Raw genomic sequence first — 10,541 nt, 5'->3', positions numbered from 1 at the left:
TGTCTAGCTCCAGCGCCTAGCCCCTCGGGGTCATAAGTCGAATCACTACGGAAAACAAGATTTCCTACGTGATTCGCCTTATGCCTGTCGGGGCTGAACGAGGCGCTTACGCTTTTCTTATGACTTTACTAAGATTTTGAACAATGTTAAAATAAATTGTTCGACCTCTTTTAAATGTAAATTTGTGATGTATGTTATTGTTTAATTTAATGATAGATTATATACTAGCTATTGTTTTTGGTTACAAAACGGAAGGAGTTTTATAATGAATGAGAAGCAACGCTTAGAATCTGCACAAATTAATCCAGCGGACCAAAAATCCGAAAAGGATTATGGCCAGTATTTCCAAGCTGTATATCAACCACCTTCATTGAAAGATGCGAAGAAGCGTGGAAAAGAAGATATTTCAATTCATAGAGATTTTCATATTCCAGAAGAAATGAATGGGTTTGGGGAAGGGAAGAAATTCCTTATCCGTACATACGGTTGTCAAATGAATGAACATGATACAGAAATCATGGCAGGCATTTTGATCGAGATGGGGTATGAGGCGACAAATCAAACAGAAGATGCGGATATTGTTTTGTTAAATACCTGTGCAATTAGAGAAAACGCTGAAAATAAAGTGTTTGGGGAAATTGGACATTTAAAGCCCTTAAAATTAAAGAATCCTAATCTTCTAATTGGGATTTGTGGCTGTATGTCTCAAGAAGAATCTGTTGTTAATCGTATTTTACAAAAGCATTCTTTTATCGACATGGTCTTTGGCACTCACAATATTCACCGTTTACCACAGATTGTCAAAGAAGCGATGTTCAGTAAGGAAATGGTAGTTGAAGTTTGGTCTAAAGAGGGAGATGTTATTGAGAATCTTCCACGTAGTCGTAAAGGTAGTATTAAAGCCTGGGTAAACATCATGTATGGCTGTGATAAGTTCTGTACGTATTGTATTGTCCCTTATACTCGAGGCAAAGAGCGTAGCAGACAACCTGAAGATATTATTCAGGAAGTACGCCATCTTGCAGCAAATGGGTACCAAGAGGTAACTCTTCTTGGGCAAAATGTTAATGCGTTTGGTAAAGACTTTACAGATAAAAAGTATGGCTTAGGAGACTTAATGGACGAGCTTCGTAAAATTGATATCCCAAGAATTCGATTTACGACTAGCCATCCTAGAGATTTTGACGATCATCTTATTGATGTACTTTCAAAGGGTGGAAACCTAATGGAACATATCCATCTACCAGTCCAATCTGGTAGTACAGAAGTACTGAAATTAATGGCAAGAAAATATACGCGTGAGCACTATGTTGAGCTTGTAAAGAAGATGAAAGAAAAAATTCCTAATGCTTCATTTACAACAGACATTATTGTTGGATTCCCAAATGAGACAGATGAACAATTTGAGGAAACGATGTCATTATATAGAGAAGTAGAATATGACACAGCGTACACTTTTATTTATTCACCTCGTGAAGGAACACCAGCAGCTAACATGGAAGATAATATTCCGATGGAAGTGAAGAAAGAGCGTCTGCAACGTTTGAATGCACTTGTTAACGAAATCGCAGCTAAGAAAAACCTTGAATATCAAGGTCAAGTGGTTGAGGTTCTAGTTGAAGGTGAAAGCAAAAAGAATCCAGATATTCTTGCAGGCTATACAAGTAAGAATAAAGTCGTAAACTTTAGAGGGCCTAAATCTGCGATTGGAAAAATTGTTAAGGTTAAAATTACGCAAGCAAAAACATGGTCACTTGATGGAGAAATGATTGAGGAAGCAGTAGAGGTGATATAATATGGCAACTTATACAAAAGCACAAATCGTGGAACGAGCAAGAGAACTTGCGAAAATGATTGCTGAAACAGAAGAAGTGGATTTCTTTAAAAGAGCTGAAGCTCAAATTAATGAAAATCAAAAAATCAAAGAAATGATTGCTAGTATCAAAAGTCTTCAAAAGCAAGCTGTTAATTTCCAACACTATGGAAAGACAGAGGCATTAAGGAAAGTTGAAGAAAAGATCGATGCGATACAAGCTGAACTTGATGGGATTCCAATTGTTGAAGAGTTCAAGCACTCACAAATTGAAGTAAATGATTTATTACAATTAGTTGCAAATACAATTTCAAACCGGGTGACTGATGAAATCATTGAATCAACTGGTGGAGATGTGTTAAGAGGCGAAACTGGTTCAAAAGTGAATAACGACAGTGGAAGCAGTTGCCACTAATAGTTTTATTAAATATTACTTTGGGATGATCAATAGATCATCCTTTTTTTTATGTAAAAAACAATAATTAATATTAATCGCAAAAAAAGGCACATATCTGGGCAAACGTGCATACAATGAACTATATGGTTTTCATTCATTATTAGATAAATGAATTGAATTTTCTTTGTGCCCATTTTTTTAGTCAACCATGCGGTTTTGATACCGGTCACTATGGGCGGTGTAATGATTTGTTTTACAGAGTTAAGAGAAAAAGTATTGTCGATTTGTATTTTTTTGGAACACTAGTCATTTGCCCTGCATAGGATGAAATGAAGATTGATAGAGGAGGGTTTGCACGTATGTCTGAATACAGAGAGATTATTACAAAAGCGGTTGTAGGAAAGGGACGTAAATTTACACAGTCTACTCATACTATTTCACCGTCACACAGACCAACTAGTATTCTTGGTTGTTGGATTATCAACCATCAATATGATGCAAAGAAATGTGAGAACACTGTTGAGGTAGAAGGTTGCTATGATATCAACGTTTGGTATTCTTATAATGACAACACAAAAACAGAAGTTGTCACAGAAACAGTTACTTACACAGATGTTATCAAGTTAAAGTATAAAGATGATAACTTCTTAGGTGACGACTTTGATGTTATTGCCAGAGTACTTCAACAACCAAACTGCTTAGAAGCAACGATTTCACCTAATGGGAATAAAGTCGTTGTTCAAGTGGAAAGAGAATTTCTTGCTGAAATTGTTGGTGAAACCAAAGTATGTGTGGCGGTAAATCCGGAAGGGTGTATTGAAGAAGATTGGGATTGTGATGACATTGATGATGAAGAATTTGAAGATCTAAATCCTGATTTCCTTGTTGGGGATTTGGAAGAATAATAAATGAGTAAGCTAGGATGATAAGATCCTAGCTTTTTTTGTTTGTAGGAAAGGAAGTAAATTGTTTCTAAGGTGATTAATCCCAGTGCAAGTTATTCTCAGTATATCAGAGAGTTTATGATATAATACAATGGGAATAAGAATAGATTTTGGGGGATTATGATGGCAGAATATACGCCAATGATACAACAATATTTAAAAATTAAGGCAGAGTATAAAGATGCCTTTTTATTTTTTCGACTGGGTGACTTTTATGAAATGTTTTTTGATGATGCAGTCAAAGCATCCAGGGAATTAGAAATTACATTAACTAGCCGAGAAGGTGGATCGAGCGAACGTATTCCGATGTGTGGAGTACCTCACCATTCTGCAAGAAATTATATAGATCAACTTGTACAAAGAGGTTATAAGGTAGCAATCTGCGAGCAAACAGAAGACCCAAAAGCCTCTAAAGGGGTTGTAAGAAGAGAAGTTGTTCAATTAATTACACCTGGTACAGTCATGGATGGAAAAGGTTTAGACGAAAAGGAAAATAACTTTTTGGCTTCTGTTACTCAATTTGGACAAGATGCTTTTGGTGTTTCTTTTAATGACCTTACTACTGGTGAAAACAGAGTGACTGTTATAACTGGTAATAAGAACGACGTTATTAACGAGTTATATTCAAATGGTGTGAAGGAAGTTGTCATTTCAGAAACGCTAGATGAAGAGATGAGAAGAAGTATAATAGAAGGTTGTCATGCTACTATTTCATTTGAAGAAGAAACAACAATTGATGATGGTTTCTTTAATATTGTGGATCATTTAAATCATGAAAAGCTTTTAGTCACATTCGGACGTTTATTAAATTATCTGCAAAAAACGCAAAAAAGAAGTTTACACCATCTTCAGTCTGTTCATCATTACTATGCACATCAATTTATGCGGATTGACCTTTATTCAAAAAGAAACCTTGAATTAACAGAAACGATTCGTTCCAAAGGAAAAAAAGGTTCATTACTATGGTTGTTAGATCAAACAATTACCGCAATGGGTGGTCGTTTGCTTAAACAATGGATTGATCGTCCTCTAATAAGCCATGATGAAATACAACAGCGATTAAATATGGTTGAGACATTAAGATCTCAATACTTTGAACGACATGAATTAAGAGAAATCTTAAAGGAAGTATATGATTTAGAGCGTTTAGCTGGCCGAGTAGCCTTTGGAAATGTGAATGCGAGAGATCTGATGCAACTGAGAAAATCGTTAGAGCAGATACCAGCTGTTAAAAAGGTTATAAGTGAACTGGGTAACGCTTATGCGACCAATTTAGCTAATAAAATTGATTCTCTAGATGATTTAACACAACTTCTTAATTCCTCTATAAAAGAAAACCCGCCATTATCTATAAAAGATGGTGACATTATTAAAGATGGATTCAATGAAACATTGGATCTCTATAGAGATGCAAGTAGGAATGGGAAAACATGGATCGCTAATTTAGAAAGACAAGAACGTGAAAAAACTGGCATTAAATCTTTGAAAATAGGATATAACAAAATCTTTGGATATTATATTGAAATCACTAGAGCGAATCTCATTCACCTTCCTGAGGGGACATATGAACGAAAGCAAACATTATCAAATGCTGAAAGATTTGTTACACCCGAATTGAAGGAAAAAGAAACATTGATTCTAGAAGCTGAGGAAAAAATTGTACAGCTGGAATATGAGATTTTTGTAGATATCCGTGAACAAGTGAAGGAATACATTCCACGTCTTCAATCTTTATCTAAGATTATTAGTGAGGTAGACGTCTTACAATGTTTCGCAACAATTAGTGAAGAGCGACATTATTGCAGACCGACTTTCTCTGAGAATGAAATATTTATTAAGGATGGACGTCATCCTGTAGTTGAAAAGGTGATGAATTCGCAGGAGTATGTTCCAAATGACTGCTCTATGAGAGATGGACGTCATTTACTCTTAATCACGGGTCCTAATATGTCCGGAAAAAGCACATATATGCGTCAGGTTGCACTAACTGCGATTCTAGCGCAAATAGGTTGTTTTGTTCCAGCAACGGAGGCGGTTCTACCAGTCTTTGATCAAGTGTTTACGAGAATTGGTGCAGCAGATGATCTAATTTCAGGACAAAGTACCTTTATGGTTGAAATGCTTGAGGCTAGGAATGCGATTGTCCATGCTACACAGAAAAGTTTGATTTTGTTTGATGAAATTGGTCGGGGAACCTCCACATACGATGGAATGGCACTAGCGCAGGCTATTATTGAGTATATCCATGACAATCTTGGTGCAAAAACGTTATTCTCGACACATTATCACGAATTAACAGAATTAGAACAATCTCTGTCACAATTAAAAAATATACATGTAAGTGCAATAGAGGAACAAGGGAAAGTAGTATTTCTCCATAAGATTAATGAAGGGGCAGCCGATAAGAGTTATGGAATACACGTAGCAGAATTGGCAGAGCTTCCACCATCATTAATCAATCGAGCTCGTGAAATTCTTGAACAACTCGAGCAGGGAGATAAAAAGCCGACGGTTATAATTGAAAAGGCTCAGAATTCAAGCCCTAGTTCGGTTACTCAAGTCAAAGAAGAAATTAAAGAAGAATCACAATTATCGTTTTTCGAGCAAACAACAGGTAATGAAACAAAAGAAGAAGTGTTACTTACAAAGAGAGAGAAACAAGTAATGCAAATCGTCAAATCATTAAATTTATTAGATATGACTCCACTTGAAGCAATGAACAAACTATATGAAATTCAAAAAAAGTTAAAATAAACATTTAAGGGGTGGAACAATGGGGAAAATTAAAAAACTTGATGACCATCTCTCGAATAAAATAGCAGCCGGTGAGGTTGTTGAACGTCCTGCATCGGTTGTAAAGGAACTTGTTGAGAATGCAATTGATGCAAATAGTAGTATTATAGAAATCGATATAGAAGAAGCGGGATTATCAAGAATCCGTATCATCGACAATGGTGATGGAATTGAGCAAGATGATTGTTTACATGCGTTTTATAGACATGCTACTAGTAAAATCAAGGATGAAAACGATTTGTTTCGTATTAGGACATTAGGATTCAGGGGAGAGGCTTTGCCAAGTATAGCGTCTGTCTCAGAGTTAGAAATGAAGACTAGTACAGGTTCAGTGGGGACAAGGCTTGTGATAAAGGGTGGCAAAGTGATCACTCACGAGTCAACCAATAGTAGAAAAGGAACAGAGATTACTGTCTCTAATCTTTTTTTTAACACGCCAGCTCGCTTAAAGTACATGAAAACGATTCATACAGAGCTCGGGAATATCACTGATGTTGTAAATCGTATCTCGATGGCACACCCAGAAATTTCCTTTCGTCTGCTACACAATGGGAAAAAGCTGCTCTACACAAATGGTAATGGTGATGTTAGACATGTAATTGCTTCGATTTATGGCATGAATATTGCAAAAAAGATGATTCCTTTACAATTAGAATCGATTGATTTTAATGTTTCTGGTTTTATAGCCTTACCTGAGATCACTAGAGCTTCAAGGAACTACATTTCGACCATGATTAATGGACGTTATGTAAAAAATTATCAGGTGGTTAATGCTATTCAAAGTGGCTATCATACATTGTTACCAATTGGCCGCTATCCGATTGTAATGATTAATATTCATATGGATCCTCTTCTAGTTGATGTGAATGTTCACCCTGCCAAGCTTGAAGTGCGGCTAAGTAAAGAACAAGAATTGATGGAACTTATTACAACTGGTATTAAGCAAGCGTTCAAACGAGTGCAGCTCATACCAGAGGTCCAGACACCCTCACGAGAGAAAAGAGTCAGTCAATCAGAACAGCAGCAATTTACATTTCAGCATCGGAAACCAGAACCTGTTAATTTATCATTGGAAACGGAAAATAAAGTGGGTACAGCAACCCTTCAAAAACAAACATATGATACAGATAATGAAGAACCTCAGCAAAAAATAAACGAAAGAACAATTAATAATAACGAAATGAATCATTCTTCAAGTGAAATTGAAGAAGAGATGGTCGATTATGATTTTGAAGAAGAAGAGATTTATAATGATGATGTAGATGAAGAAAAAGAACGAATTCCAACCCTATATCCAATTGGTCAAATGCATGGTACTTACATTCTTGCTCAGAATGAAAATGGATTATTTATCATTGACCAACATGCAGCCCAAGAGCGAATCAAATATGAATTTTTTCGTGAGAAAGTTGGACAAGTTATTAATGAATCACAGGAACTCCTTATTCCAATCACATTCGAATACTCAAAGGATCAATGCTTAATCATTGAATCTCATATGGATGAGCTTCAAAAAGTCGGTGTCTTTCTTGAGAGTTTTGGTCATAATAGCTATGTTGTCCGGTCTCATCCACAGTGGTTTCCAAATGGAGATGAGAAGGAATTGATTGAAGAGATTATTGAACAGGTGCTTACTAGTAAGAAAACGGATCTTAAGCTTTTACGTGAAGAAGCAGCTATTATGATGAGTTGTAAAGCCTCAATTAAAGCGAATCATCATTTGCGAAATGATGAGATATTCTCTTTACTTGAAACGCTTAGAAGTACTTCAGATCCATTTACATGTCCTCATGGCCGACCAATTATCATTCATTACTCCACATATGAAATGGAAAAGATGTTTAAACGTGTGATGTAGTAGTGGAAAATCGTCGATTTTCCACTTTTTTTGTAAAAAGATGTTATTTTTTCATTTAATTGGCTATAATAGGTTTCGTGTTTACTGTTTTAAATCCCAATTAAACCCAACCTGAAAAATGATGTCTTCTCACGAAAATAATCCACATTTTTATGATACGATCATTTAGAGAACTATAAGAAGGTAGTGATTTTTTATTGTGTAAGAAGGAACAGGTAGTGATCTTAATTGGACCTACTGCCGTAGGAAAAACAAAACTTAGTATCGAACTTGCTAAAAAACTTAATGCGGAAATTATTAGCGGTGATTCGATGCAAATATATAAAGAGATGGATATTGGGACAGCTAAAATAACGAAGGAAGAGATGGACGGGATTCCACATCATTTAATTGATATCAAAGAACCAACCGAAAGTTATTCAGTTGCTGATTTCCAAAAAGACGTTAGATGCATAATTAAAGAGATTCATAACCGAGGAAAACTACCTATGATTGTTGGTGGAACAGGTTTATACATACAATCTATTATTTATGATTACCAATTCACCGATCAAGCCTCTGACCAAGAGTACAGAGAAATCCTTGAGAGAAGAATGGAACAGGAAGGAATAGATCCTCTTTATGAAGAACTGAAAAAGATTGATCCTGAAAGTGCTAAGCGAATCCATCCCAATAATACAAGACGGGTCATTAGAGCGCTAGAAATCCACAAGACAACTGGGAAAACCATGTCCGAATACCTTGAAACTCAAAAAAATGAGCTCTTATATGATGTGGCAATGGTTGGTTTAACTATGGACAGGGATTTGTTATATGATAGAATCAATCAAAGAGTAGATATTATGTTAAAGTCCGGACTACTTGAAGAGGTTGAAGGATTATATAAAAGGGGCATACAGGACGTTCAATCTATTCAGGCAATAGGTTATAAAGAGATATATCAGTATCTAGAGGGACAGGTTTCATTAGAATCAGCTATTGAGCAACTGAAACAAAATTCAAGAAGATATGCGAAAAGACAACTAACTTGGTTTCGTAATAAGATGGATGTTGAATGGTTTGAAGTTTCAAATAAGCAGTTTAATGACACATTAAACGAAATTTTGAAATATATTGCAGGAAAGCTTTAAGATAACGCGAATAGTTATGAGTAGGTAGATTTTTTTTATACGTTAGTATTTATGCTTTATTCTATTATATACTATTGCATAGAGAAAAAAGAGGAGGATTAACAAGTGAAGCAGTCAATTAACATTCAGGATCAATTTCTAAATCAATTAAGAAAAGATGGCACCTTTGTTACTGTGTTTTTATTAAATGGTTTTCAAATAAGAGGTACTGTCAAAGGATTTGATAATTTTACAGTCCTATTAGAAACTGAAGGAAAACAGCAATTAATTTACAAGCATGCAATTTCCACTTTCTCTCCACAAAAGAACATTCAACTAGAGCTAGAATAGGTTAATTATAAAACAACTTACATTTTGTAGGTTGTTTTTTCATTTTCCTTTAATTATTTATTAGTTCCCTCATATACTTATATTATGGAAATATTTCTTGGGAAAGCGCAAGAAAAGACATAATTCTTTTTCCTATGTAGAAAAATAACGCATCTTGTATTGATAGCCTAGGAGAGTGGGGATTCCAGTAAACTTACATAGGCTATCGTCACTTTTTTTCTACCTCTAACGTATAATGGTATAGAATGAGAGGTGAGAGCTCTTGGATCAACCTATAACAATGAAAAATAATGGTCAAATAAATGTCGTCTTGAATGGACAAAAAAAGAAATTAAAAGTCGTCAATTCCTCCTCAAATGAAAATATACCGACTAGTTTACAATCTAAACACACTGCATTGAAAGAAATTGAAGCAGAGATGGATAATTTAGTTGGTATGGAAGAAATGAAAAAAATGGTAAAAGAGATCTATGCATGGATTTACATTAATAAAAAACGTGAAGAACAAGGTTTAAAAGCCGAAAAACAATCGCTTCATATGATGTTTAAAGGCAATCCAGGTACAGGTAAAACAACCGTAGCACGGCTCTTAGGTAAATTGTTTGTTCAAATGAACGTGTTAACAAAAGGTCATTTAATTGAAGCTGAAAGAGCAGATCTTGTAGGAGAATACATTGGTCATACTGCACAGAAGACAAGGGATTTAATAAAAAAGGCAGTAGGTGGAATTTTATTTATTGATGAGGCTTATTCACTTGCTAGGGGTGGAGAAAAGGATTTTGGAAAAGAAGCAATCGATACTCTTGTTAAGCATATGGAAGATAAACAACATGAGTTTGTTTTGATTCTGGCTGGTTATTCAAAAGAAATGGATCATTTTCTTTCCTTGAATCCAGGTTTGTACTCACGCTTTCCTTTAGTCATTGATTTTCCTGATTATACTGTTGATCAATTAATGGATATTGCTGGTAGAATGATGGTGGAGCGAGAATACACCTTCAGCCAAGATGCAAATAGAAAGCTAAGGGACCATTTATATACAATCAAGAATAATGTTAAGTCTAATACATTCAGTAATGGAAGATATATTCGCAATATCATAGAAAAATCAATTCGGTCACAAGCAATGAGATTATTAGTAAATGAAGAATATGATCGGCAAGAATTAATTAAAATAAGGACACAGGATTTAACATTCAAAGATGTCTGATATATAGAATAAATAAATCCTAGCGAAAATGGTGATTTTTGCTAGGATTTGTTATGATATATAATA

At 35.1% G+C, this 10,541-nt stretch carries 8 protein-coding genes; all 8 read left to right on the top strand.

Going from position 1 to position 10,541, the window contains the following annotated elements; translation table 11 throughout:
- Positions 1-265 precede the first annotated feature (265 nt).
- The 8 genes from miaB (at position 266) to spoVK (ending at position 10,475) form a co-directional block, all read left to right on the top strand.
- A complete protein-coding gene (gene miaB / locus BLQ56_RS22480; RefSeq protein ID WP_090859782.1) occupies positions 266-1,795 on the top strand; it encodes a tRNA (N6-isopentenyl adenosine(37)-C2)-methylthiotransferase MiaB in 1,530 nt (509 codons plus the stop codon).
- Position 1,796: 1 nt separating this feature from the next.
- The gene (locus BLQ56_RS22475) at positions 1,797-2,228 is read left to right on the top strand and encodes a YlbF/YmcA family competence regulator (protein ID WP_090859780.1); all 432 of its coding nucleotides are present in this window, start codon (positions 1,797-1,799) and stop codon (positions 2,226-2,228) included.
- A 341-nt stretch (positions 2,229-2,569) separates the two neighbouring features.
- On the top strand, positions 2,570-3,115 hold the full coding sequence (locus BLQ56_RS22470) for an outer spore coat protein CotE (RefSeq protein ID WP_090859779.1): 546 nt from the start codon (positions 2,570-2,572) through the stop codon (positions 3,113-3,115).
- Between the two features lie 162 nt (positions 3,116-3,277).
- On the top strand, positions 3,278-5,908 hold the full coding sequence (gene mutS, locus BLQ56_RS22465) for a DNA mismatch repair protein MutS (protein WP_175490429.1): 2,631 nt from the start codon (positions 3,278-3,280) through the stop codon (positions 5,906-5,908).
- Positions 5,909-5,927: 19 nt separating this feature from the next.
- Positions 5,928-7,805, top strand: a complete 1,878-nt coding sequence (gene mutL, locus BLQ56_RS22460; protein ID WP_090859775.1) for a DNA mismatch repair endonuclease MutL — start codon at positions 5,928-5,930, stop codon at positions 7,803-7,805.
- A 197-nt stretch (positions 7,806-8,002) separates the two neighbouring features.
- Positions 8,003-8,935, top strand: a complete 933-nt coding sequence (miaA, locus tag BLQ56_RS22455) for a tRNA (adenosine(37)-N6)-dimethylallyltransferase MiaA (protein WP_090859772.1) — start codon at positions 8,003-8,005, stop codon at positions 8,933-8,935.
- A 105-nt stretch (positions 8,936-9,040) separates the two neighbouring features.
- Positions 9,041-9,265, top strand: coding sequence for an RNA chaperone Hfq (gene hfq, locus BLQ56_RS22450; protein WP_090859771.1), 225 nt, complete (start codon positions 9,041-9,043; stop codon positions 9,263-9,265).
- Between the two features lie 262 nt (positions 9,266-9,527).
- The gene (gene spoVK, locus BLQ56_RS22445) at positions 9,528-10,475 is read left to right on the top strand and encodes a stage V sporulation protein K (RefSeq protein WP_090859769.1); all 948 of its coding nucleotides are present in this window, start codon (positions 9,528-9,530) and stop codon (positions 10,473-10,475) included.
- The last annotated feature ends 66 nt before the right edge of the window (positions 10,476-10,541 follow it).

This window comes from Litchfieldia salsa (genome assembly GCF_900104555.1).
Lineage (GTDB): Bacteria > Bacillota > Bacilli > Bacillales > Bacillaceae_L > Litchfieldia > Litchfieldia salsa.
Note: the sequence above shows the minus strand (reverse complement) of the source record. Positions and strands in the feature narration are given on the sequence as shown.

What these genes read in the sequence shown, in the direction of transcription:
- BLQ56_RS22470 (WP_090859779.1), top strand. Translation starts at nt 2,570, where the DNA reads ATGTCTGAATACAGAGAGATTATTACAAAAGCGGTTGTAGGAAAGGGA.
- miaB (WP_090859782.1), top strand. Translation starts at nt 266, where the DNA reads ATGAATGAGAAGCAACGCTTAGAATCTGCACAAATTAATCCAGCGGAC.
- mutL (WP_090859775.1), top strand. Translation starts at nt 5,928, where the DNA reads ATGGGGAAAATTAAAAAACTTGATGACCATCTCTCGAATAAAATAGCA.
- mutS (WP_175490429.1), top strand. Translation starts at nt 3,278, where the DNA reads ATGGCAGAATATACGCCAATGATACAACAATATTTAAAAATTAAGGCA.
- BLQ56_RS22475 (WP_090859780.1), top strand. Translation starts at nt 1,797, where the DNA reads ATGGCAACTTATACAAAAGCACAAATCGTGGAACGAGCAAGAGAACTT.